Consider the following 23,689-nt stretch of genomic DNA (forward strand, 5'->3'; position numbering starts at 1 on the left):
GATCACCCAATGCCCAGAACCAAGCGAAACAAGTCGATCGAGCGCGTGGCGTTCGTCAGCCTGGGCTGCCCGAAGAACCTGGTCGACAGCGAAAAAATGCTCTCCATGCTGCGCGAGGGCGGGCTGACCCCGGTCAATGAAAGCGACTCCCCCGACGCGCTGGTGGTGAACACCTGCGGATTCCTGGAGGCCAGCAAGGAAGAAAGCTTGGAAGTCATCCACGACGCGCTGCGGCGGAAGGATCGCGGCGAACTGAAGCGGGTCGTCGTCGCCGGCTGCCTTGTGCAGCGGCACCGCGCCAAGATCCTCGAGTGGGCGCCGGGCGTCGACTCCATGATCGGCGTCTTCGACCGCGACCGCGTGGTCGAGGCGGTGACCGGCATCACGCCGTCGCGCACTGAGCTCGGCTCCGAGGCGGAGCGACCTCCCTACTGGATCGCGGCCAACGCGTTGCAGGCGGCGAAGGATCGCGGCCGCACGACCGTCGGCCTCACCGTAAATGGCGCCGACGGCCGCGGCGTGGGCTACTTCGAATCCGACGCCAACCGCTTCCGGCTCACGCCGCGCCACTGGGCTTACCTTCGCGCCAGTGAAGGGTGCAACCAGCGCTGCGCCTTCTGCACCATCCCCTCGATCCGCGGCAAGATGCGCTCCAAGAGCCTCGACGAAACCGTCGCCGAGGCCGGCGCCCTGATGGACGACGGCGCCTTCGAACTCAACATCATCGGGCAGGACACGACCAGCTGGGGCTTCGACATCGGCGACGAGCGCGGCCTGCCGGGGTTGCTGGCGGCGCTCGACCGCACGGCGCAGGAGCATGGCGGCGGCTGGATCCGCCTGATGTACGCCTATCCCAGCAAGTTCACCGACGAGATGATCGACGCCATCGCCTCGCTGCCCAGCGTGGTCAAGTACCTGGACATGCCGCTGCAGCACGCCAGCGACTCCATGCTTGAGCTGATGCGCCGGCGCATCACCGGCGACGAGACCCGCGACCTGCTGGGCCGCCTCCGCAAGCGGATTCCCAACCTGGCGCTTCGGACCACGTTCATTGTGGGCCATCCCGGCGAGACGGAAAAGGATTTCGAGCAGCTATTGGAATTCGTCCGCGAGCAGAAATTCGAAATGGCCGGCTGCTTCAAGTACAGCCACGAGGAGGGAACTCCCAGCGGCACGATGAACCTCGACCCAAAGCTGCACGTTCCCCCCGAGGAATCCGCCCGCCGCGAGGAGGAGCTGATGCTGCTGCAGCAGGAGATCGCCTTCGAGCATGTGGCCGCCATGGCCAAGGCGAAGAAGCGACTCGAGGTGCTGATCGACGCGCCGGATCCCGAGCGCGCTCGCAAGGGCGAGCATGCCTACATCGGCCGTGCCTGGTTCCAGGCTCCGCAGGTGGACAGCTCCACCGTGGTGCGCTCGAAGCGCGAGTTCTCGCCCGGCGAGCTGGTGATGTGCGAGGCCTTCGACTCCGACGGCTACGACTTGGTCGCGCGTCCCGAGGACGAAGCCGGCCGGAGCATCTCTCTGCCGATGGCCCGGACCCGCCGCGGCCACTGATCGCCTCGCGCATGGAGCCGACCAACGCATCGAATCCTGGCGACGCGCCGGCGCGGCCGTCGTACTGGGGCTGGTCCTTCCGCATGCATGAGTTCGTGGAATTGCCGCTGCGGACGCGGCTGCTGGTGCACTGGCGGGCCAACCTGAGCATGCTCCGCTCGCCGAAGATTCTGGTGATCTCGTCGCTCATTTCCGTCGTGCCGACCTTTGCCATGGTTCTGTTGATGTGGCGAGCCAACCTGTGGAGGATCTACGGCATCTTTTTCGGATCCCTCCCTCCGACACCATTTCTGGTGATCCTGGGCTTCTCGGTGACGGGATGGATCCTGCTGCAGCACCTGGTCTTCATCTATGTCCTGAACCGCTTCTACGCACCCTTCGTCCGCCGCGAGCTCACCGCCATGGGCATGCCCATGTGCCCGGCGTGCGGGCAGCGGCTCGCGGACCGCACGGTCGCTCGATGTTCCGAATGCGGAACGCGGCTCTCCGCGGACGATTCCTGATCCCGGTCGCGACTTGATCGCCTCCGTCGACTAGAATGCGGCGCTCAAAAGACCCCATCGTGCCCATCCGCAACTTCTCCATCATCGCTCACATTGACCACGGCAAGAGCACGCTCGCCGACCGCCTGTTGCAGGCGACCAACGCGGTCAGCAGCCGCCAGGCCAAGGAGCAGATTCTGGACTCGATGGACCTGGAGCGCGAGCGCGGCATCACCATCAAGGCCAGCGCCGTCACCGTGCAGCATGTCTACAAGGGCCAGACCTACCAGCTCAACTTCATCGACACGCCGGGCCACGTGGATTTCGCCTACGAGGTGAGCCGCGCCCTGACCGCCTGCGAGGGCGCCGTGCTGGTGGTCGACTCGACTCAGGGGGTGCAGGCCCAGACCGTGGCCAACGCCTACCTGGCGGTCGCCAACAACCTTGAGTTGATTCCGGTGATCAACAAGATCGATTTGCCCGCGGCGGATCCCGACGAAGTGGCGATGGAGATCGAGCGCGTGCTCGGGCTCCGCGCCGAGACCTGCATCCTGGTCAGCGCCAAGACCGGTCAGGGCATCGCCGAGCTGCTCGACGCCATCTGCGAGAAACTGCCCGAGCCGCCGCCGTCCAAATCCAACAAGCTGCGGGCGCTGATCTTCGACAGCATCTACGACGACTACAAGGGCGTGGTGGTCTACTTCCGCGTCTTCGACGGCTCGATCAAGACCGGCGACAAGATCCGCATGATGGGCACCGGCCGCGTCTTCGCCGTGGCCGAGCTCGGCCGCAACACTCCCTTCCCGCAGAAGATGAAGAGCTTCGGTCACGCCGAGGTGGGCTACCTCGCCGCCAGCATCAAGACCCTGGCCGACGTGCGCGTCGGCGACACGATCACGCTGGATCTGGACCCGGCCGACGAGCCGCTGCCCGGCTACCAGGAGCCCAAGCAGATGGTCTTCTGCGACTTCTATCCCGCCTCGAGCAACGCCGAAGGCAGCAGCGGCAAGAAGGGCGAATTCGAGGGGCTGCGCGAGGCGATCGAGAAGCTGCACCTCAACGACGCCAGCTTCACCTTCGAGGTGCAGCACTCCGAGGCCCTGGGCTTCGGCTTCCGCTGCGGATTCCTGGGTCTGCTGCACATGGACATCGTGCAGGAGCGGCTGGAGCGCGAAGGCGGCGTCGAAGTCGTGCAGACCGCGCCGACCGTGACCTACATGATCGTCCTGCACGACGGCACGCGGCTGGAGATCCACAACCCCGCGGACCTGCCCGACATGAGCCAGGTGCTGGCCATCGAGGAGCCGATCGTGAAGATCGAGATCATCTGCCCCAACGAGAACATCGGCGACCTGATGAAGCTCAGCGACTCGCGCCGCGGCCTCTTCAAGAGCCAGCGCTTCGTCAGCGAGACCCGACAGATCCTGGACTACGAGCTGCCGCTGGCCGAAATCATCTACGACTTCTACGACAAGCTCAAGAGCATCACTCGCGGCTACGGCACGATGGACTACGAGGTCATCGGCTTCCGCGCCGACGAGCTGGTGAAGGTCAACGTGCTGGTCAACGGCGAGGTGGTCGAGGCCCTGAGCCTGATCACGCACAAATCCACCGCCGAGCACCGCAGCCGGATCATTTTGGAAAAACTCAAAAAGCAGATCGACCGCCATCAATTCGAGATTCCGCTGCAGGCCGCCATCGGCGGGCGCATCATCGCCCGCGAGTCGATCAAGGCCCTGCGCAAGAACGTGCTGGCCAAGTGCTACGGCGGCGACGTGAGCCGCAAGCGCAAGCTGCTCGAGAAGCAGAAAAAGGGCAAGAAACGCATGAAGACCATCGGCATGGTCAGCATCCCGCAGGAGGCCTTCATGGCCATCCTCGACCAGGGCGAGTGACCGGGCGGCGGTCCGACCCTGCCCCGCGGCGAGACGCGCCTACCGCGGATCGCTAAACTCCGCGCATGCACAAAATCGAACGGCTCGTTCTCGCCCTCTCCGCGCTCGCCATCGCATGGATGCTTCTGGGCCGCCCATCGCCCGACGCCCCCGCCAGCGCGCGCTCCCCCTTCATGGCCGACCTCGGCCCGGCGCAAAACATTCTGCTCGAAGGGAAGGACGGCGTGCTCACCCTGCGCAACGAAGCGTCGCATCTGGCCTGGGGCGAGCAGCCCACGTCACGGGTCTGGAGCTCGGCGGCCGTCCACGTGGACAAGGTCCTCAAGACCATGCTCAAGACCGACCGCTTCGTTGAGGAGCGCAACCAGTTCGACGACGCCGCCAAAAAGCAGAGCGACGATTTCCAGCGGCAGATGGAGGCCATCAAGTCCAAGTACGGCGAGATGGCCAAGGACAACCCCGAGCTGGCCAAGGGCAAGGAGGAGATGCAGAGCCTCTTCCAGCAATATCAAAAGTGGAACGAGGGGGTCACCGCCTCGCAGAGCAAGCTCATGGCCGGCCAGGTCGAGACCGCCTACCGCGAATTGGTGACCGCGGTGGACGTGGTCTGCGACCGGCAGAAGATCGACATGGTCTACCGCTTCATTCCGGCCGCCGCGCCCTTCGAGTCTGCGCAACTGGGCGATGCCATGGTCCAGGTGCAGGCGCGCACATTCCTGCGCTGCCCGGAGTCCCTGGACATCACCGCCGACGTCATGAAGGAGCTGGGCCTGAAGGATCCGTGAGCGCGGCGACATGACGGGCGACACCGGCTGAGATTCTTTGAGAGAGCGCGGCTTTCACTTCGTCCATTGACGGGCACTTTTTCCCGAGCTCCTGACGCATGCTGGTGACGCCGCGTCCGGCGAGCCCGCAGGGCACGATCAAGTCGAAGGCGCGAAGATCGGGGTCCACATTGAGCGCCAGTCCATGCATGGACACCCAGCGGCTCACGCGCACACCCATGGCGCAGATCTTCAGACCCGGCCGATCCTCCGCCCCCGTCCAGACGCCCGTCGCCTCCGGGTCGCGCCGCGCCGGTACGCCGAAGTCCGACAGCACACCAATCACGATCTCTTCAAGAAAGCGCATGTAGCCATGGATGCGCAGGCCCATGCGCTCCAGATCGAGGATGGGATAGGCCACCAGTTGCCCGGGACCGTGCCAGGTGACGTCGCCGCCACGGTCGGTCTCCACGCGCTGCACGCCCAGCGCCGCCAAGCGCTCGTCGGAGGCCAGGATGTTCCGGCCGGCCGTGGGCCGGCGGCTGACGGTGATGACCTGCGGGTCATGCTCGACCAGCAGCAGCTGCATCTTTCCCCGCGCTGCGCGTGCGGCGAGAACTTCGGCGTGCGCCTCGCGTTGCCGCGCCAGCGCGTCGGCGTAGGCCATGCGGCCCAGGTCGGTGATCTGCAGAATGTTCACGGACCGTGCAGTTTACGCTGCCGATCTTCCCCGACTCGCAATACAATGCCGGCCCATGTCCAACGTGCATCCCACCGCGATCCTCACCGGCGACGTCAAGCTGGCCAACGGTGTCGAGATCGGCCCCTACTGCGTCCTGGATGGAACGATCGGACCCATTTCCCTCGGAGCCGGCACGCGCCTGATGCACATGGTCTCGATGCAGGGGCCGCTGACCGTCGGCGAGCGCAACCGTTTCTATCCGGGATCGACCATCGGCTATCCGCCGCAGGACCTGAGCTTCGATCCCGACAAGGCGGGCTCCGGCTGCATCATCGGCAACGAGAACACCTTCCGCGAATCGGTCTCCATTCACCGCGCCAAGACCGAGCGGCCGACCCAAATTGGAGACAAGAACTACTGGATGGCCAACAGCCACGCCGGCCACGATTGCGTCGTCGGCAACCGGTGCATCTTCGCCAACACCGTGAGCCTGGGCGGCCACGTGGAAGTCGGCGACGGCGTCATCTTCGGCGGCTCGGGCACCGCCCACCAATTCGTGCGCATCGGTCGCGGCGCCTTCATCGGCGGGCTCACCGGACTGAGCACGGACCTGCCGCCCTTCTTCATGCTCACCGGCATCAATGTCGCCGGCAGCCTGAACCTGGTCGGCATGCGCCGCAGCGGCATGAAGCGAACGGACATCGACACGGTGCGCTGGGTCTTCGACGTGGTGCAGAAGAGCAAACTCTCGCGGCCGAACATGCTGGCGCTGCTCGCGGAACGCAAGGGCGATCCCCTGGTCGAGGAGTACATCCGCTTCATCGAGGCCGCCAAGCGACCGATCACGCCCAACACCGGCAGCGTCATGCGCGGCGCCTCCAGCATCGTTCCCACCTGACGATGCATCCGCCGATTCGTCTCCGGATCCTGGCCAGCGGCAGCTCGGGCAACGCCGCAATTCTCTCGCTGCGCCCGCGCAATGCCGCGCCGATCCACGCCATCATCGACCTGGGCCTTTCGCCGCGGAAACTCTGCGGCGCCCTTGCGGCGGAGGGGATCTCGCCCGCCGAGGTTTCGGCGATCCTGCTGACGCACGCGGACGCGGACCACCTGCACTCCGGATGGTCGCAGCGCTGGCCCTTCGAGAAGGCGCGGGTGATCGCACGGGGCCCGCACCACCGAGCCATCCGCGGTGGCGGCATCCGCGAATCGTTCTTGTTCGAACCCAACGGCGGCTGGCGGGCGCCCGGCGCCGAGCTCAAGCCGATCGAGCTGCCCCACGACCAGGCGGGCTCGACCGGGTTCCGGATCTCGCTCGATGGCGCGTCGCTGGGCTGGGCCACCGACCTGGGTCGCGTTCCGCCCGAGGCGCTGGAGTTCTTCGCCGGCGTCGACGCGCTCTGCATCGAAAGCAACTACGACACGCACCTGCAGCGGCAATCGTCGCGCCCGGATTTTCTCAAGCAGCGCATCATGGGCGGGCGCGGCCATCTCTCCAACCACGAGACGCTGGAAGCCGTTCTTCACCTGCACCGCCGTCACCCGCTGCGGCAGGTGGTCCTGCTTCATCTTTCGGCACAGTGCAACAATCCCGCGCTGGTGCGATCGTTGTGGAGCGAGCGCGCTCCCGAACTTGCGGCGGAGCTGCAGGTCGCCACGCAGGCGGCGCCGCTGCCTTGGCTCGCCGTCGGCGAAACTCGACCCTGCCAATGGAGCGACTCGCTCTTCGCCGAGATGAGCTGAGCGCGGCGCTTCAATCCTTCTCCGCGACGCCGGCCGCCACCTGCAATTCATGCCACTCCTGCGGGTTTCTGAGGAACTTTCCAATTTCATGCCCCTGCAGGAAGAGCGGCACAAGCATCGGCAGCCCGCCGCGAGACTCCTGAGAGAGCGGCAGCATCTCGCTGCGCAGGTAGCTGCCGGCCTTGGAAAACATGCGGTAGAGCTGCACTGGATGGTCGAGGTTCGTCTCGCGGCAACCGGCGCAGGGCGGCGCGTCGCGCTCGGTCCACCAGGCGACCACCTCGCCGGGAAGGACGATTGAGCCGGGCTCCATGGCCGCGAGCGTTCCGACCGCGTCGAAGTCGGGCCACGATGGAAGTTTCATCGCGCCAGGCCCCTCCCAGATCCATCCGCGCAGCTGGGCATACAGGCTGGCGCGAAGAGCCTGCCGCGCCTCCTGCACCAGCGCCGCGATCTCCGCGGGTAGGACTGCGCCTTTCCAGGCGCTCTCAAGCCGCTTGACCGCCTCCTCGATGGCCACTTCCGCGCTGTCGCGGGCGAAGGCCCTCGCCGACGGCGCGACCCGGTCCAACTCTCCCAGCGCGTGCGTCACCGCCTGCAGGGCGATCACACTGGCCACGCTCTCGCGGAGCCGCTGCACCTCCAGTCCTGCAGGCCACGCCTTCGCCGCCTGGGCGAATTCGATCCAGCGTGCCAGCAGCGCCGGCCATGTGATATCGCTCGATGATTCTGCCACTTCCGGAGCGTAGCCGCCCGGCGGCTCGCAAAACATGCCTCCGGATGAATCCACCCCCCGCCGCTACGCTTCGACTTCCCCATGAGCGACTTCATCGGACATCACTGCGGCGTCGCGCTGGTCCGCCTGAAGCGCCCGCTCGCCGAGATGCAGCGCCTCCATGGCGATCCGCTGTGGGGACTGCGAAAGCTCTATCTGCTCATGGAGAAGCAGCACAACCGCGGACAGGACGGCGCGGGAATTGCCAGCGTGAAGTTCGACACGGCTCCCGGCGAGCCCTTCCTTTCCCGGCTGCGCAACAGCAAGCGCAGCCCGATCGAGCGAATCTTCGACGCAGCAATGGGGCCGGCACTGAAATGGTCCGAGTCCGAGCTGCGGAGCATGGATCCGCTGGAGCTCAAGCGGCGCATCCCCATGCTGGGCGAAGTCATGCTGGGCCATCTGCGCTACGGCACCTCCGGCGGGCGCGGCGAGAGCCTCTGCCATCCCTACATCCGCCGCTCCAATGTGGCCAGCCGCAACCTGGCGATCGCCGGCAACTTCAATCTCACCAACGCGGGCGAACTCTTTCAAACGCTCGCGGGCTACGGGCTGAATCCCGTCGGCGACACGGACACGGGCGTGGTGCTGGAGAAGATCGGCCACTTCCTCGATGTGGAGCATGACCTGCACCGCAAGGCGTCGGGGCAGGGAAGCCTCTTCAATCTGGATGGCGTCGAGCTGGCCCACACGGTGGCGAAGCAACTGGACCTGGTCCGCGTGCTGGAGAAGGCGACCGCGGATTTCGATGGCGGCTATGTCTTTGTCGGTCTGCTCGGCCATGGCGACTGCTTCGTCTGCCGCGACCCCAATGGCATCCGGCCGGTCTTCGTGCTGGAGACCGACGACGTCGTGGCCGCCGCAAGCGAGCGCGCCGCGCTGACCACCGTCTTCGATGTCCCGCCGGAATCGGTGAAGGCGCTGCCTCCGGGCGAAGCGCTCATCGTCCGCCGCGACGGCGAAATCATTCGCGCGGCGTTCCGTCCCCCCGACCGCCGCCTCGAATGCTCCTTCGAGCGGATCTACTTCAGCCGCGGCAATGACCCCGACATCTATCAGGAGCGCAAGCGCCTCGGCCGCAGCTTGGCCGAGCCGGTGCTCCAGCGGACCGGCGAGGACTTCGCCAACATCGTCTTCGGCTTCATCCCCAACACCAGCGAGCCCGCTTTTCTCGGCCTGGTGGAGGAAGTGGAGCAGCGCATGCGCACCCGCGAAATTGCGGCCCTGACCGGCAAGCTGCGCGCGGGCACCCTTGCCGAGAGCGACCTCGCTGCGTCGCTGGGCATGCTGCCGCGGGTGGAGAAAATCGCCCACAAGGATCAGCGCCTGCGCACCTTCATCACCCACGACGCGGCCCGCCGGGACCTGGTCACGCACGTCTATGACGTCACCCGCGGCGTGGTCCGGGAGAACGACACGCTGGTCATGGTCGACGACTCGATCGTGCGCGGCACCACGCTGCGCGATTCGATCGTCACCATGCTCGCCCGCCTGCGCCCCTCGCGGATCGTCATCGCCAGCTCGGCCCCGCCCATCTGCTACCCCGACTGCTACGGCATCGACATGAGCCAACTGGGCAGGTTCATCGCCTTCGAGGCGGCCGTGGGCGTGATCCGCGACCGCGGCGACGAGGGAATGTTCGAGGAGATCGAGCGGCTCTGCCTGGAGCAGGCCACCCTTCCGCCGGCGCAGATGAAGAATCATGTCCGGCGGATCTACGACGCGGTTTCGCACGACGAGCTCTGCGACCGGATCGCCCGGCTCATCCGCCCCGAGAGCCTCGCCTGGAAGGGTCGTCTGGAGGTCGTCTACCAGCGGGTCGAGGGCCTCGCCCAGGCCATGCCCGAGCACAAGGGCGTCTGGTATTTCACCGGCGACTATCCCACCCCGGGCGGGTTGCGGGTCCTGAACACGGCCTATCTGAACTGGAGAAAAAAGCTCGAAAAACGGGCTTATTGATCGGGATTCAGGAAAGCCCTTCCGCAGCCGCCTCGGCGCCGGTTGAACTTGACCGAAAGGTCGAATTCGGGTCTACTAGTCGGCTCGCCGCAGTTCGACGAATCGAACCGCGGTTTCAAGGCTCCTTTCGAGGCACAGATGGCTCGCTACACCGGTCCCAAAGTCAAACTTTCTCGTCGTGTCGGCGTTCCCATTGCGGACATTCCGAAGCACACCGCCAAGCGCCAGCTCACCTCCAACGGCATGCACGGCTTCCGCGGCAAGCGCCCGAAGCCCTACGGCATCCGCAAGGACGAGAAGCAAAAACTGCGCTACCACTACGGCGTCCTCGAGAAGCAATTCCGCCACGTCCTCGCCAACGCGGGACGGACCACCGGCAACACCGGCGAAGTGCTGATGCAGCTCCTGGAGCGCCGCCTGGACAATCTGCTCCGCCGCGCGGGTTTCGCCCGCACGATCTGGGCCGCCCGCCAGCTGGTCGCCCACGGCCACGTCAAGGTCAACGGCGAGAAGGTCGATCGTCCCAGCTACCTGGTTGAAATCGGACATGAGATCACCCTGCGTGAAGGCACGCACAAGCTGATCCGCGAGAACATGGAGAGCATGTCGAGCCACAACGTGCCCGGCTGGCTCGAAGTGAATCCGGCCCAATTGTCGGCGAAGGTCACCAGCCTGCCGACCTCGGACCAGATTCCGTTCGATGTCAACACCAATCTGATCATCGAGTTCTATCGCTGATCCATCGGGCCTTCGGGCATGCTCAAGTTCCTCCGAAAATACAACAAGGTCCTCTTCGGATTCTTCAGCGTGGTGCTCATGGTCACCTGGCTCGTGCCCTCAGCGATCCAGCAGCTTTCCAAGTCGTCCGCCTCGGCCAATGCGGTCTGGGCAACGGTGGGTGACGGCGAGAAGGTCACGCTCATTGAGGAGCAGAAGCTGGCGCGGCAGGTCAAGATCATCGACGCCCTCAAGCTGCCGATGGCCCGTGATCTGGGCATCACCAACAATCCAAGCCAGTGGTATCTGCTGGTCCGTGAGGCGAAGCAGGCCGGATTGGTCAGCGGCCCCTCGGACGGCAAGGACGTCCTGCAGAAGATCGCCGGCGGCGAGGTCAAGCCCGGCGAGCCGATGTCCAGCCAGGCTCTGCTGCTGCTGGGCCAGCTCTGCAGCGCCAGCGGCTACCAGCCCCCGATGATCTACGAAACGCTCGCGGAACTTTCCGGCGTGGCCCGCATGCTGAACCTGGCCGCCGCGGCGCCGCGCATCAGCGAGGCGCGAATGAAGTCGACGGCGCAGAACGCCCTCACCGGACTGAGCGCCGACGTGGTGGTGATTGCGACCGACAAGCCCCTCCCCGCCAACGATCCGGTTCCGACACCGGAGCAGGTCGAGAAGCTCGTGAAGGACAACGCCGACAAGGAGCCGGGCAAGGGTCCGCACGGCGTTGGCTACCGGCAGCCCGAACAGATCCAGTTGGAATGGTTCGTCGTCCCCGCGGAACAGGTCCGCAACCAGATGATGAACGATCCGCGCCTCTCCAACGTCGAACTGCGCAAGGCCTTCCTGCGGAATCCGACTTCCTTCGGCGCCCGCCTCGGCGAGGTCGACCCGAACTTCGACACCTTCAAGGAGCAAGTCCGCACCAAGGTGCTCGACCAGATCACTGCTGAGCGCCTCGACGAGATGGTGAAGTTCATCGCCGATCAGGCCCAGCTCTCCACGCGGACTCTTCCCAAGGACGGCATCTACGCCAAGCTGCCCGAGGACTGGCGGAATCTTCCCGGGCTCCCGGCCCTCGCGACCGACCTGGCCAAGCAGTTCAACGTGACCGCCCCCAAGGTCGAGACTGTCGGACCGACCGTGCTCTCCGATCTCTCCAAGGTCGCCGGACTCGGCAGCGCCGCCAGCGACCGCTTCGGCGCCCAGCCCATGCCCATCGGCACCCTGGTCTCGATGACCAAGGAATTGAAGCCTGCCGAGTCTCGCGCCGTCCTGCAGGTCGGCGTCATCGGTCCCCCGCTGCGAGCACCGGATCTGTCGCGCCCTCCGCGCACCGACGCCAACCCCGCCTCACCCAGCCGCGAGCCGCTGACCACCGACCTCTACGCTTTCCGCGTGCTCCAGGCCTCGCCCGCGCATTCCGCGGTGAACGCCCAGGAAGCCGGCGCTAAGGCCGTCGAAGACGAGCAGAAGCTCCTCCGCTTCGCGGCGCTGGAAAGCCAGCTCGCCTCGATCGAGGCCAAGGCCAAGGAGAAGGGACTTGAGGCGCTCGCCCAGGAATACAACACCAAAGTCGAGTTCGCCCCGCAGATCCGCGGCGCCGACATGAAGTTCGTGCAGTATGGCCTGAAGATGCCGACCGCCATTCCCGGCCTGGGCGAGGACGCTTCCGTGGTGAACGAAATCGTCAGGCGCTCATTGGCCATTCCCGAGGCCCAGTTCGCCACCACGCCGGATGCCGCGCGGACCTTCGTGGTCGCCTCCCCCGACAAGCTCGCCCTGGTTGCGGTTCACGTCCGCGATGTGCTGCCCATGTACGCCGAGGATTTCAACAGCCTGGCGGGCAACCAGCGCTTCCGCAACGCCATGCTCAGCGAAAGCAGCCAGATCAAGGTGCCCGAGGAGTTTTCCTTCGAGGCCCTGGCCGCACGGAACAAGTTCAAGGCGACCAAGGAGCAAACCGCTCCGGTCGACCTGAGCCCGCCTGCGCCCCCCTTCTGATTCGGGTTCGTGCATCGGCCGAGACGGATCGTCCGTGATTTCGAGTTTCTTTAACTGACTTTCGAGCCCGCCTTGACGGGCTTGTCCACGCACAGCAGGACCACATCGCGCTCATCCGGCCCCGGCTTTCCATCCGCGCCGGCGGCAGGCTCGCTCTTCAGGTCGCTGGCCGCGAGGATCATTCCCGCGCTGACCTCGCCGCGGAGCATGCGCGGCTCGAGATTGGCGACGATGACCACCTGCTTGCCCACCAGGGACGCCGGGTCATACCACGCCTTCACACCGGCGCAGACCTGCCGACCCTCGGGGGTCCCATCATCCAGTCGCAGCTTGAGCAGCTTGTCCGCGTTGGGATGCGCCTCCGCCGCCAGCACGGTGGCGACGCGCAGGTCGATCTTGGAGAAGAGGTCGTAGGCGATGGCGGGCAGCGGCTCGGTCATGATGGATCCTTCCATGCGGTGTCCTCAAACGGGGTTCAGGGTCTTGTAGGCGGTCACGGCGTCGAAATCGCGGTCGCTGAGCATGCCGCCGTCGCTGCGCAGGGCGACGCTCTCGTCGCGGCGGCGGCTGCGCTCGCAGCGCGGCGCGTCGCGCAGATCGATCACTTCCACCGCGGCGGCCTTGGGATCGAAACGGGCGCGGGAGACGCCGCAGAGATCAGCGAAATCCGCGGCGAAGCGGCCGAGGGTTCCCTCGCGGTCGGGCACGACCAGCCCCGCGTCCATCGCGTTCTCCACGCCGCGGGCCTTGGCCTCCTCCAGCGCCTTCAGGGCGGCGGACCGCGCCTCCATCGCCTGGCTCCAGCCGGCGTGCGCCTGGAACGACAGGCCCAGATGGGTCTGCTCGTGCACCGTCGCGTCGCCGGGGTGCAGCGTCCGGTAGATCTCGTCCGCGGTGTGCGGCAGGATCGGCGCCAGGAGCCGGCACAACACCTCGGCGCAGGCTCGCATGACCACCTGCGAGCGGCGGCGGCGCGGCGAATCGGGCCGGTCGCAGTAGAGGCGGTCTTTCACGGCGACGCAGTAGCTGGAGGACATCGCGTCATTGCAGAAGGCGAAGAGGGCCAGATGCGCCGCGCGGAAATCGAATCGCTGATAGGCGTCGCGCACCTCGCGCTCCAGCCGCGAGGTCTCGCCCAGCGCCCAGCCGTCGATCGACTCGGGCTCGACCTGCTTCAACTGCGTCCGCCATTCCGTGTCCGCGGGCAGATCGCCCAGGTTGCTCAGCAGGAAGCGCACCGTGTTGCGGATCTTGCGGTAGGCCTCGCCCGCGGTCCGCAGGTGCTCGAGGTCCATGCGGACATCCCCCTCGTAGGCGATCCCGCTGACCCACCAGCGGCAGACATCGGCACCGAACTCCTTCACGATGGCCTCGACCTCGATGGTGTTGCCCAGGCTCTTGCTCATCTTCTTTCCATCCTTGTCAACCACGAAGCCGTGGGTCACCAGGCGGCGGAAGGGAGGCTGCCCCCGCGCGGCCAGCGCCAGCAGCAGAGAGAGCTGGAACCAGCCGCGATGCTGGTCGCTGCCCTCCAGGTAGAGCTCGGCCGGAAATCCCAGGCCGCGCTCCTCGAGGACGGAGTGCCAGCTTGAGCCCGCCTCGAACCAGACGTCAAAGATGTCGAAGAGCTTCGCAAGCGCGGCGACCTTCAACGCCTTCGGCGCCTCCGGATCCTTCGACGGGTCGTAGTGCGCGAGCAGTTCCTGCGGAGCGAGCGTGAACCACGCGTCGGAGCCATGCTGGCGAATCGCCTTGGCCACCGCGCGGATCGAGGCGGGCGTCATGAAGAGAGATCCATCCTCAAGCTGGAACGCCGGGATCGGCAGGCCCCAGGAGCGCTGCCGGCTCAGGCACCAGTCCGGGCGCGAATCGACCATGCCGCGCAGGCGGTTGCGCCCCCACTCGGGAACGAACTCGATCTTGGACTCCACCGCCTCGGAGGCGAGTTCGCGGATCGTGCGCCCGGAATTCTTGGCTTTGCGGTCGACGCCGATGAACCACTGCTCGGTCGCCCGGAAGATCACCGGCGTCTTGCTGCGCCAATCGTGGGGATAGCTGTGCTTGAACATCACATGGTGAACCAGGTGACCGCTCTTGGTGAGATGTTCAAGAATGCTCTTGTTGGCTTCCCAGATCGAGACGCCGCGAAGCCACTCTGGAACCGTGTCGTCGTAGGTGCCGTTGTCGCGGACGGGGCAATAGGCATCGAGACCTTCCTTGCGGCCGGCACGCCAATCCTCCTCGCCATGGCCCGGGGCCGTGTGCACTAGGCCGGTGCCATCCTCCAGCGTCACATGGTCGGCCGCGATGACTTTTCCGGTGCGCTCGCAAAACGGATGCCGATACTCCAGGCCGACGAGCCGGTCGCCGGTGGTCTCGGCGAGGCGCTCGACATGCTCGGCGCCAATGGCCTTGGAGACTTTTTCAAGCAGGTCGCTGGCGATGATCGTCTCGCTGCCGTCGATGCGGACCAGCGCATAGTTGTAGCGGCCGCCCACGGCGATCGCGAGGTTGGCCGGAAGCGTCCAGGGCGTGGTGGTCCAGATCATCAGGCTCGGCGTGGCATCGAGCTCAATGCCGAACGCCTTGCCGACGGCCTCGCGGTCGGCGACCTCGAAGTCCACCCAGATGCTCGGATCCTCGCGCTCCTCGTACTCCAATTCGGCCTCGGCCAGCGCGGTGCGGTTGGCGATGCTCCAGTGCACGGGCTTGCGCTCGCGAAAGACGATCCCCTGCTCCACGAGCGAGGCGAAGAGCTCCAGCGTGGCTCCCTCGTAGGCGGGATCCATCGTGCGGTAGGGCTGCGCGTAGTCGGCGAGGGTGAGCAAGCGCTTCATGCCGTCGGCCTGGGTCTGGATGAATTTTCCCGCGTCGCCACCGCAGGCGCGGCGGATCGCCATGCGCCGCTGGTCCGCCGGCAGAGCGTCGAGCTCCTTCATCTTGCCCTTCTTGGAGAGCTCCGTCATCACGCGGTGCTCGATCGGCAGTCCGTGGCAATCCCACCCCGGCGTGTAGGGGCAGCGCATGCCTTCCATCAACCGAGTGCGAACCACCAGATCCTTGAGCACCTTGTTCAACATGTGGCCGACGTGGATCGGGCCGTTGGCGTAGGGCGGTCCATCGTGGAAGCGGTAGATCGGGGCCGAGGCGCGGGCGGCGTCGAGCCGCTCGTAGAGGCGGGAGGCCTCATAGCGCTGCTGCGTCTTCGGCTCGGACTGCGACAGATTCGCCTTCATCGCGAAGTCGGTGGCGGGCAACTGCAGCGTGTCTCGGTAGTCCGGCATGGAGGGCGAATGATAGGGATCTTCCGAAGCGTTCGGAAACCGCGGTCACTCCTCCGGGCACTCGCCCGGCTTGACTGCTTCATCCAGATACTTCTGGAATTCCCCCATCTTGTAGCTCACAAAGCAGAAGGCATGGTGCAGGGCGAACCACTCCATGTCCTTGGGATTCTTCTCGAGGTCATTGCGCAGGCGATTGAGCTCGGCCAGAACTTTTTCAACTTTCATGGGGCGATCCTCGCGTATGTGTCCGATGGGTTTGTCAATGCGGAATGCGGCGCGGCCGGGGTGCCGTGATGATCCGGCGCCTCGTCGTGGGACATCGCCTCGAAGGCGCCGATGCCCCAGGCGATGGCCAGCCCCAGCACCAGGGCGAGGGAAAGCCGGACGCGGTCGTGCGAGTGAAAATGCAACTCAGGCAGCAGGTCGCTTCCGGCAATGCAGAGGAAGGAGCCTGCCGAAAAGGCCAGCGCGCAGGCGGTGAAGGCGTGATCCCCCCCGCCGGTCTTGAGCAGGAAGAGCCCGGCGCCGACCGGCACGATCAGCGCGAAGAGAAAGTTGACTAGGTGCGTCTTCCCCGCGCCCATCTTTGAGGCGCGCAGCAGCGTGGTGAGGGTCATGGCGTCGAAGGGCTTGTGCAGCAGGATGACCAGGAAAGTGCCCAGCCCGGCGAGTCCCACGCCGGGATGCAGCGTCGCGGCCACGGCGACGCTCGAGGCCAGCGCCACTCCCTCCAACACGCTGTGCAGGGAAAGGCCCAGCGCAGCGCCGGACCAGGTCAGCGGCGTCACGCCGTGGTGATGGCCATCGTGGTCGTGTCCGTGATCGCACTTGCTCTCGGATCCGCCACCCTCCTCCACCACGTCATGCTGATGGAAGCTGGCGAAGCGCTCCAGGAAGAACATGGCCAGGAACCCCAGCGCCGCGGAAATCATCACCGGATTGATGGTGTGGTGGTCGGCCTCGCGACCTTGGGCGTTCTCCATGATGGCGTGCGGCAGCATGTGAAAGAGCGCGACACCCAGCATGACGCCGGAGACGAACGAGAGGGCGATCTGCATGCGCTGATGGGTGAGGCGGACCAGGGTGGGCACGATTCCGCCGAAGACGCTCGCCACCGCGATCACTCCGCACGCTGTCCAGAGCCAGGGCATGTCCACGGAAAGAGCATAACCCTTCCCCGAAGGCATGTGCAGCGGCGGTGGCAACGAGGCCCGGGCGCGACTACACTCTTCGCCTCGCGGGGTGGTAGCTCAATTGGGAGAGCGCTTGAATCGCATTCAAGAGGTTGTGAGTTCGATCCTCATCCACTCCATGATCGGCCCCGCTTTCGAGCGGGGCTTTTTCTTTTTCTGAATTTCACCGCGGCGGGCCGGGGATCAGCCATGCCTCTTTCGTATCCTGCGTTCGATGAGCGTCGCCACCCGAGAAACCCCCGCAATGAAGCAGTATGACCGCTTCAAGCGCGAGCATCCGGGCTGCCTTTTGTTCTTTCGAATGGGCGATTTCTACGAGCTCTTCGACGAGGACGCCATCACCGCCTCGCGCGCCTTGGGCATCACGTTGACGGAGCGCACCAAGGGAGTGCCGATGGCCGGTGTGCCCCACCACGCCGCTGAGGGTTACCTGCGCCGGCTGGTCGAGCAGGGTTTCCGCGTGGCGGTGTGCGAGCAGGTGCAGGACGCCCGGGAGGCCAAGGGCGTCGTCGAGCGCGCCGTGACGCGGGTCGTCACGCCTGGAACCTTGGTCGACGAGTCGCTGCTGGATGCGGGTGCGGCGAACCGCGTCTCAGCTCTCGCCATCAGCAGCGATGGTGCACAGGTTGGTATCGCGTCGGCCGAGCTCTCCACCGGCACTTTCGAAGTCCTCACCGTCGCAGCCAATGATTGGCTCGATGCGCTGGCAAGAGTGGAGCCCGCGGAATTGCTGCTGCCGGAGGGATTCGCCGGCAGAGAACTGGCCGCGACGCTGGTGAAATCCTGCCTGGAGCGGCCCGCCTGGGGATTCGCCCCGCGTGACGCCGCCGAATTGCTGCAAAAACACTTCAAAGTGGCTTCGCTCAGCGGCTTCGGCCTTGAAGCGGAAGGCACCGAAACCTGCGCCGCCGGGGCGCTGCTTCGATACCTGCTGGAGACTCAAGCCTCGGCCAGCGGAGAGGCCCTGGCCCATCTTCGCCCGCCCCTGCCGGTCGCGCATTCGCAGACGCTCATCATGGATGCCGCGTCGCTTCGCTCGCTCGAGGTGGAGCGGACCATGCGAAGCCAGTCTTCGGAGGGTTCGCTGATCTCCTGCCTGGAATCGCCGCGCACCTCCATGGGCAGGCGGCTGGTCCGCGCCTGGCTGGTGCGCCCTTCATCGAACCGAACTGAAATCTCGCGACGGCATGATCGCGTGGCCTTGCTGACGGCGGATCCGCAGCGCCGCGCCGCCATCGAGAAGTCGCTCGACACCGTCCAGGACATCGCCCGCATCGCCGCGCGGCTTTCGCTGGGGCGCGCCACGCCGCGCGACCTGATGGCGCTGGGACGCAGCGTCCTCGCCGCAGAGCAGCTCGTCGAGCAGCTCCCCGCGGGCGGCGCCTTCGAACCCGATCGGGCAGGTCTCAGGAATCCAGCTCAGAAACTGCGGCCTTTGGCTGAAAAAATCGTCGCCGCCTGCGTGGAGGATCCGCCGGCGCATCTCCGCGAGGGCGGCCTCTTTCGCGGAGGTTTCGACGCGGAACTGGATGAGTGCCACCGCCTGCAGCGCGATGCGGATGGGTGGCTCGCCGACTACCAGCGCTCGCTCGCCGAGCGCACCGGCATCCCCTCCCTGAAGGTCGGGTTCAATCGCGTCTTTGGGTACTACATCGAGGTCACCAACGCGCAGGCCGCAAAGATTCCCGCCGACTTCACCCGCCGTCAGACGGTGAAGAACGCCGAGCGCTGCATCACGCCGGAGCTGCGCGACTTCGAGGTCAAGGTGCTCAGCGCCGAGCGGCGGGCGCTGGACCGCGAGCAGCGCCTCTTCGACGCCCTGTGCGTCGAGATCGCCTCGCACATTCCGCTCATCCAGGAGATCGCCGATCGCGTCGCGGAGATTGATGCACTGTCATCGTTCGCTTCCACGGCGCAGCGGCGCAGCCATGTGCGTCCGGTCATGGTCGACGAGCCCGTGCTGCGGATCATCGGGGGTCGGCATCCGGCGCTGGAAGTTTCGCTTGGTCGGAAGGTGATTCCCAACGACGCCACGCTTGGCTCAACGGATGAATCGACCAAGCCGACCCTGGCCCTGATCACCGGGCCGAACATGGCGGGCAAGAGCACCTACATCCGGCAGAATGCCCTAATCGTCATCCTGGCCCATGCCGGAGCGTTCGTGCCCGCCGACCAGGCGACCATCGGTGTCACCGACCGCATTTTCACCCGCATCGGCGCCTCGGACGAGCTCCATTTGGGCCAATCCACCTTCATGATCGAGATGCTCGAAGCGGCGCGCATCCTGCACCAGGCCACGCAGCGGAGCCTGGTGGTCATGGATGAAATCGGGCGCGGCACAAGCACCCTCGACGGGCTCAGCCTGGCCTGGGCCATCGCCGAGGGGCTCGCCGCGCGCGGGTGCCGCACCTTCTTCGCCACTCACTATCACGAGATCACGTCTTTGGCGGACCGTCTGCCGCGCGTCGCCAACCTGCAGGTGACGGTGCGCGAATGGGAGGATGGCATCGTCTTCCTGCACAAGATCGCCGAGGGTCGCGCCGATCGCAGCTATGGAATTCATGTGGCCCGGCTTGCGGGGCTGCCGCTGGATGTCGTCGCGCGGGCGGAGGTCATCCTGGACTCGCTGGCGGTCGAGAGCGAACTTCGAACGCCCACTCAGGAAAAAATCCGGCGCCCCGCCAGACCGACCCGCGCCGACGCGCCTGACTTGTTCTCTCAGCTTTCGACATCGCCACCCAGGGTCAGCCCCTCCCTCAAGGAACTTCGAACAATGAATCTCGATCAACTTTCCCCGATGCAGGCCTTCGACGCACTGCGCAAACTCCAGGCGTCGGCTCAAAGCGAGACCAAGGAATCATGAACGCATCGCTCCTCAAAAGCGCCTTTGAGCAATCGCTCCCCTACGACCGCTACCTGGAGAGCGATCCGGGCCGCGCCGCGGCATGGCGCCGCGCCGAAAAAGGCGTCCATCTCACAGAACTGCAGAAGACCCTCATCAAGTCCTTCACGCGGCAGATGCCGGTGCTGGTGGTCAGCGGCGTCTGGTGCGGCGACTGCGCCCAGCAGGGTCCGATGATTCAGGCCATCGCCCAGGCTTCCCCAATGATTGAACTGCGCTGGATCGACCGCGACACCCGTCCCGACTTGGTCGAGCACACGCGGATCTGCGACGGCGCCCGGGTCCCGGTGGCGATCTGGATGGCCGAGGATTTCGAGTTCGTCCACATGCTGGGCGACCGCACACTCAGCCGCTACCGGTCGATCGCGCGCTCGCAGCTCGGCCCCTCCTGCCCCATGCCCGGCGCGGCGCTTCCTGCGGACGAGGCCGCGGAGACCCTGCAGGAATGGGTGAATGAATTCGAGCGCGTGCAGCTGCTGCTGCGCCTCTCAGCGCGGCTGCGCCAGAAACACGGGGATTGACTTCAGACGGCTCGCCAGGGAACCGAGACATCCTGGGCCGCCAGCTTCCAGCAGGCCTCGAGCATGTCGCGCAGCCCCTCGCCGGTGGCGCCGCTGACCACCATGCGCCGCGCCGCCGGGACTCGCAGTGCGTTGCAAATTTTCATGATCTTCTTGGCCCGCTCAGCCTCGGGGATCAGGTCGATCTTGTTGAGCACCAGCAACTCCGGCTTCGCACCCAGCTCAGGGCTGAACACGGCCAGTTCATTGCGGATCATCTCGACGTTGTCCACCGGATCCGAGCCGTCGTCGGGCACCACGTCCACCAGATGCAAAATCACCCGGGTGCGCTCGATGTGGCGGAGAAAATCGTGGCCCAGCCCGGCGCCCTCGGCGGCGCCGGCGATCAATCCTGGAAGATCGGCGAACACAAGTCTGCGATCGCCCGGCAGCTCGGCGATGCCCAGCTGCGGTGAAAGCGTGGTGAAGGGATAGGCGCCGACCTTGGCTTCGGCGCGGGTCAGCGCAGAAAGCATGGTGCTCTTGCCGGCGTTGGGCAGTCCCACTAGCCCTACGTCGGCGATCAGCTTCAATTCAAATCGCAGGGTCCGCTCGATGGCCGGCTCACCCGGCGTGAACTCCGTCGGCGATTGGTGGGTGCTGGTCTTGAACCGCTCGTTGCCCAACCCGCCCTTGCCGCCCTTGGCGACCACCAGGCGCAGCCCCGGCTCCACCATGTCGCAGAGAAGCTCCTCGGTCGCCTCGTCGAAGACCAGCGTGCCGCAGGGCACCCGGACCTCCACGGACTCGCCGTTGGCTCCGTGGCAGCTCTTGGACTGTCCCTTCTCGCCGTCCTTGGCGAAGAAATGGCGCTGGTAGCGGAAGGCAAGCAGCGTGTCGAGATGGGGATCGGTCACCAGCGTGACGTCGCCGCCATCGCCGCCGTCGCCGCCGTCGGGCCCCGCCTTGGGATTGGATTTCTCTTGGCGCATGTGGCTGGCGCCATTGCCGCCCTTGCCCGATCGCACCATGATTTGCGCACGATCAACAAGCATGATTCGTCGTCCCGACCCTGGGGGTCAAGTGCCGTCGTCGCCGGTCAGTTCGAGGGAACAATGTCGACGAAGCGTCCGCGGAAGGCGACCTTGCCATCGGCTCCGGCCATGATGGCGTCGTCCTTGGCGCGGAAGGTGTTCTTGCCGGGCTTCCACTTGGTGCCGCGCTGGTGCAGGATGATGCATCCGGTCCGGGCGCTTTCGCCGCCGTAGAGCTTGATGCCCAGGTACTGCGCGTTGGAGTCGCGACCATTTTCTGTTGAGCCTTGACCCTTTTTGTGTGCCATGGTGTGGTTCCTTCAATTGCCGTGCGGGAAATTCCGGGTCGGGCAGTCTAGCGACATTTCCCTCCCACGCCAAGCCCTTGTCGGCCGTTCACCCGCAACCCCGGGTCCGGCGAATCATGGAAAACCGCGGAAAGAGGCTTGAAATTGCGCTCAGCGCATGATCCAGCGCGGATTGGGCTCGTCCCCCATGGTGGCCATGGGCACCTCGCCGATCAGGGAGGCACGGTCGCAGGCCATCTGGTAGTCGAGCCGCCGGGTCTTCTTCAGCACGATCGGCTTCTTCGTGACCGGATCGGTGGCGGGCTTCTTGATGTTGGAGAGCCCCGTGACCAGGATCGAGAAGCGCCGCACTTCGGGGCCGACCTTCCAGATCACGAATCCGCTCTTGGCATTCTCCTCGCCGGGCATGATGTCACCGATGATGGCGGACTGGTCCTCATGCAGCGGATTGGCCAGCAGCGACTGCACCGCGCGGTAGACGCGGCGCGGCACGCCCTCGCCGGCGCTGAAGAGACGGCCCTCCTCGTCAAGGAGTTCCCATTGCGGCGCCACGCTGCGGTCGCGGCTCGTCCTGTTGACGATGGTGTAGGTGGCGTACCAGAAGGCCTCGCCGGACTCGCCATCCTTGTAGAGGCGGACGGGACCCGCCTGATATTCTAGTTCCCACTGGTCCAACGCTCGTCCTCGCGCCGAAGGCGGCCTGGCGGCGGGCGGAATCGGCGCCGCGGCGGGAGGAGTAGTTGCATCGAGGGCGAACATCAGGATCAAGGCGAATGAAAGCATCTGGGTCATGGTAACCAATACGCAAGAAACTCCGCTTCGGTGCTACGCTTCTTTCCGTGAGCTCCACTCCCTCCACGGACGACCGTTCCAAGCCCGTTTTGGACTCGGAGCGGCTGCCCGTCCTTGAGAAGTTGCTGGGAAGGCGGCGGGCCGAGAGCAGCCGGTTCCTTGCCGCGGCTACCCGCGAGGGCATATCTCTGCAGGACTTATGGAAGCGGCTGGACGACAAGGGATCGCTGGTCGCGGCGGGGCTGCTCTCTGCCAATCCCGGCCGAACCGCCACTTTGCTGCTTTCCCCCATTCAAAATCGGGGCCACGCCGGTGAAACGACCCGGCTGGTCCGTGACATGGCCCGTCACGCCTGGAGTGCGGGAAACATCGACCTGATTCAGTACCTGGGCGACCCTGACGACGCCCTGGAACTCGGCGTGCTGCAGGAGGCGGGATTCCTGCAACTCGCAGTTTTGGCTTCCATGGAGCGGGCCAACATCCGCAATGCCCGACGACCCGCGCCCGTGGCGGAAGTTGAGCTGACCTCGGAGACCCTTCCCGACGAGACGATGCTGGAGTTGCTCCAAGCCACCTACGAGGAGTCGCTTGACTGCCCGGGACTCTCCGAGTTGCGCCACGACCGCGACATTCTGGAAGGCCATCGACGAGGGGGGAATTTCGATCCGCGCCTCTGGACCGTTCTGCGCCACGGGGGCCGCAATGTCGGCGTCGCGATCCTGAACCGCACGCCCGCCGCGGATTGCATCGAGCTTGCGTACTTCGGTCTTGCGAAACACGCACGCGGCAAGGGGCTGGGCGCGCATCTGCTCGACCACGCCTTGTTTCTTGCGGCAAAACAGCCTGAACGCAGCGTGCTGCTCGCGGTGGACGAGCGAAATTCCCCCGCTTTGCGCCTCTACCACTCGCGCGGTTTCCGCGCCATCTTGCGCAGGGTCGCGATGGCTTTGTCAAGTCTGAAACGCTCCACATGATGTCGACACATTCGCGCCGATACGGGTGGACAAGTTTTTTTCCGCCGCAAACTCCAACGATTGCAAGCCTTTGCGATGGGCGCGGCGCGGCGCATTGAAATCACGCTTGCAGATCGGAATTTTC

At 65.7% G+C, this 23,689-nt stretch carries 21 protein-coding genes and 1 tRNA gene; 13 read left to right on the forward strand and 9 right to left on the reverse strand.

Annotated features, from left to right (window positions below; all coding sequences use genetic code 11):
• The first annotated feature begins 9 nt into the window (after positions 1 to 9).
• The 4 genes from rimO (at position 10) to K8R92_10380 (ending at position 4,719) form a co-directional block, all read left to right on the forward strand.
• Positions 10 to 1,557, forward strand: coding sequence for a 30S ribosomal protein S12 methylthiotransferase RimO (rimO, locus tag K8R92_10365; GenBank protein MCE9620295.1), 1,548 nt, complete (start codon positions 10 to 12; stop codon positions 1,555 to 1,557).
• An 11-nt stretch (positions 1,558 to 1,568) separates the two neighbouring features.
• A complete protein-coding gene (locus K8R92_10370) occupies positions 1,569 to 2,060 on the forward strand; it encodes a hypothetical protein (GenBank protein MCE9620296.1) in 492 nt (163 codons plus the stop codon).
• 35 nt (positions 2,061 to 2,095) lie between these two features.
• Positions 2,096 to 3,934 carry a translation elongation factor 4 gene (gene lepA / locus K8R92_10375; GenBank protein ID MCE9620297.1) on the forward strand — a complete coding sequence of 613 codons (1,839 nt, stop codon included), beginning with the start codon at positions 2,096 to 2,098 and terminating at the stop codon, positions 3,932 to 3,934.
• A 65-nt stretch (positions 3,935 to 3,999) separates the two neighbouring features.
• Positions 4,000 to 4,719, forward strand: coding sequence for an OmpH family outer membrane protein (locus tag K8R92_10380; GenBank protein MCE9620298.1), 720 nt, complete (start codon positions 4,000 to 4,002; stop codon positions 4,717 to 4,719).
• Here the strand turns inward: K8R92_10380 and lipB are convergent.
• Complete coding sequence (lipB, locus tag K8R92_10385) at positions 4,688 to 5,398, reverse strand: lipoyl(octanoyl) transferase LipB (GenBank protein MCE9620299.1); 711 nt, start codon at positions 5,396 to 5,398, stop codon at positions 4,688 to 4,690. The two genes, K8R92_10380 and lipB, sit on opposite strands and share 32 nt — an antisense overlap.
• Before the next feature lie 55 nt (positions 5,399 to 5,453).
• Between lipB and lpxA the strand changes: the two genes are divergently transcribed.
• A complete protein-coding gene (lpxA, locus tag K8R92_10390; protein ID MCE9620300.1) occupies positions 5,454 to 6,278 on the forward strand; it encodes an acyl-ACP--UDP-N-acetylglucosamine O-acyltransferase in 825 nt (274 codons plus the stop codon).
• A 2-nt stretch (positions 6,279 to 6,280) separates the two neighbouring features.
• On the forward strand, positions 6,281 to 7,123 hold the full coding sequence (locus K8R92_10395) for an MBL fold metallo-hydrolase (GenBank protein MCE9620301.1): 843 nt from the start codon (positions 6,281 to 6,283) through the stop codon (positions 7,121 to 7,123).
• Between the two features lie 10 nt (positions 7,124 to 7,133).
• Here K8R92_10395 and K8R92_10400 read toward each other — a convergent pair whose 3' ends face one another.
• Positions 7,134 to 7,859, reverse strand: coding sequence for a hypothetical protein (locus K8R92_10400; GenBank protein MCE9620302.1), 726 nt, complete (start codon positions 7,857 to 7,859; stop codon positions 7,134 to 7,136).
• Between the two features lie 81 nt (positions 7,860 to 7,940).
• Between K8R92_10400 and K8R92_10405 the strand changes: the two genes are divergently transcribed.
• From K8R92_10405 to K8R92_10415, 3 genes are all read left to right on the forward strand, one after another.
• Positions 7,941 to 9,857 carry an amidophosphoribosyltransferase gene (locus K8R92_10405; GenBank protein MCE9620303.1) on the forward strand — a complete coding sequence of 639 codons (1,917 nt, stop codon included), beginning with the start codon at positions 7,941 to 7,943 and terminating at the stop codon, positions 9,855 to 9,857.
• 138 nt (positions 9,858 to 9,995) lie between these two features.
• A complete protein-coding gene (gene rpsD / locus K8R92_10410) occupies positions 9,996 to 10,595 on the forward strand; it encodes a 30S ribosomal protein S4 (GenBank protein MCE9620304.1) in 600 nt (199 codons plus the stop codon).
• Positions 10,596 to 10,613: 18 nt separating this feature from the next.
• A complete protein-coding gene (locus K8R92_10415) occupies positions 10,614 to 12,578 on the forward strand; it encodes a hypothetical protein (GenBank protein MCE9620305.1) in 1,965 nt (654 codons plus the stop codon).
• 50 nt (positions 12,579 to 12,628) lie between these two features.
• Here the strand turns inward: K8R92_10415 and K8R92_10420 are convergent, their stop codons facing one another.
• From K8R92_10420 to K8R92_10435, 4 genes are read right to left on the reverse strand one after another with little or no spacing between them, the layout of a single operon-like run.
• Complete coding sequence (locus K8R92_10420) at positions 12,629 to 13,033, reverse strand: methionine--tRNA ligase subunit beta (protein ID MCE9620306.1); 405 nt, start codon at positions 13,031 to 13,033, stop codon at positions 12,629 to 12,631.
• Between the two features lie 9 nt (positions 13,034 to 13,042).
• A complete protein-coding gene (gene ileS / locus K8R92_10425) occupies positions 13,043 to 15,862 on the reverse strand; it encodes an isoleucine--tRNA ligase (GenBank protein MCE9620307.1) in 2,820 nt (939 codons plus the stop codon).
• Between the two features lie 45 nt (positions 15,863 to 15,907).
• Positions 15,908 to 16,087: a hypothetical protein gene (locus K8R92_10430; protein MCE9620308.1), complete on the reverse strand. Its 180-nt coding sequence runs from the start codon at positions 16,085 to 16,087 to the stop codon at positions 15,908 to 15,910.
• Complete coding sequence (locus tag K8R92_10435; GenBank protein ID MCE9620309.1) at positions 16,084 to 17,019, reverse strand: ZIP family metal transporter; 936 nt, start codon at positions 17,017 to 17,019, stop codon at positions 16,084 to 16,086. The genes K8R92_10430 and K8R92_10435 overlap by 4 nt, the downstream gene beginning before the upstream one ends.
• Before the next feature lie 82 nt (positions 17,020 to 17,101).
• Between K8R92_10435 and K8R92_10440 the strand changes: the two genes are divergently transcribed.
• The 3 genes from K8R92_10440 to K8R92_10450 all read left to right on the forward strand — a co-directional run bounded on the left by K8R92_10440 (position 17,102) and on the right by K8R92_10450 (position 20,478).
• Positions 17,102 to 17,174: transfer RNA gene (locus tag K8R92_10440), tRNA-Ala, on the forward strand.
• Between the two features lie 95 nt (positions 17,175 to 17,269).
• On the forward strand, positions 17,270 to 19,918 hold the full coding sequence (mutS, locus tag K8R92_10445) for a DNA mismatch repair protein MutS (GenBank protein ID MCE9620310.1): 2,649 nt from the start codon (positions 17,270 to 17,272) through the stop codon (positions 19,916 to 19,918).
• Positions 19,915 to 20,478, forward strand: a complete 564-nt coding sequence (locus K8R92_10450) for a thioredoxin family protein (GenBank protein MCE9620311.1) — start codon at positions 19,915 to 19,917, stop codon at positions 20,476 to 20,478. Before mutS ends, K8R92_10450 begins: the two co-directional genes overlap by 4 nt.
• A 2-nt stretch (positions 20,479 to 20,480) precedes the next feature.
• On the opposite strand, the gene obgE is transcribed toward K8R92_10450, so the two are convergent.
• From obgE to K8R92_10465, 3 genes are all read right to left on the reverse strand, one after another.
• Positions 20,481 to 21,512, reverse strand: coding sequence for a GTPase ObgE (gene obgE / locus K8R92_10455; GenBank protein ID MCE9620312.1), 1,032 nt, complete (start codon positions 21,510 to 21,512; stop codon positions 20,481 to 20,483).
• Positions 21,513 to 21,556: 44 nt separating this feature from the next.
• Positions 21,557 to 21,799: a 50S ribosomal protein L27 gene (locus tag K8R92_10460; protein MCE9620313.1), complete on the reverse strand. Its 243-nt coding sequence runs from the start codon at positions 21,797 to 21,799 to the stop codon at positions 21,557 to 21,559.
• Positions 21,800 to 21,949: 150 nt separating this feature from the next.
• Positions 21,950 to 22,582 (reverse strand): hypothetical protein, encoded by a 633-nt coding sequence (locus K8R92_10465; GenBank protein MCE9620314.1) that lies wholly within the window; start codon positions 22,580 to 22,582, stop codon positions 21,950 to 21,952.
• Positions 22,583 to 22,638: 56 nt separating this feature from the next.
• Between K8R92_10465 and K8R92_10470 the strand changes: the two genes are divergently transcribed.
• Entirely contained in the window at positions 22,639 to 23,565 is a 927-nt protein-coding gene (locus K8R92_10470) for a GNAT family N-acetyltransferase (protein ID MCE9620315.1), read from the forward strand.
• The last annotated feature ends 124 nt before the right edge of the window (positions 23,566 to 23,689 follow it).

Source organism: Planctomycetota bacterium (assembly GCA_021414025.1).
Classification (GTDB): domain Bacteria; phylum Planctomycetota; class Phycisphaerae; order Phycisphaerales; family SM1A02; genus SYAC01.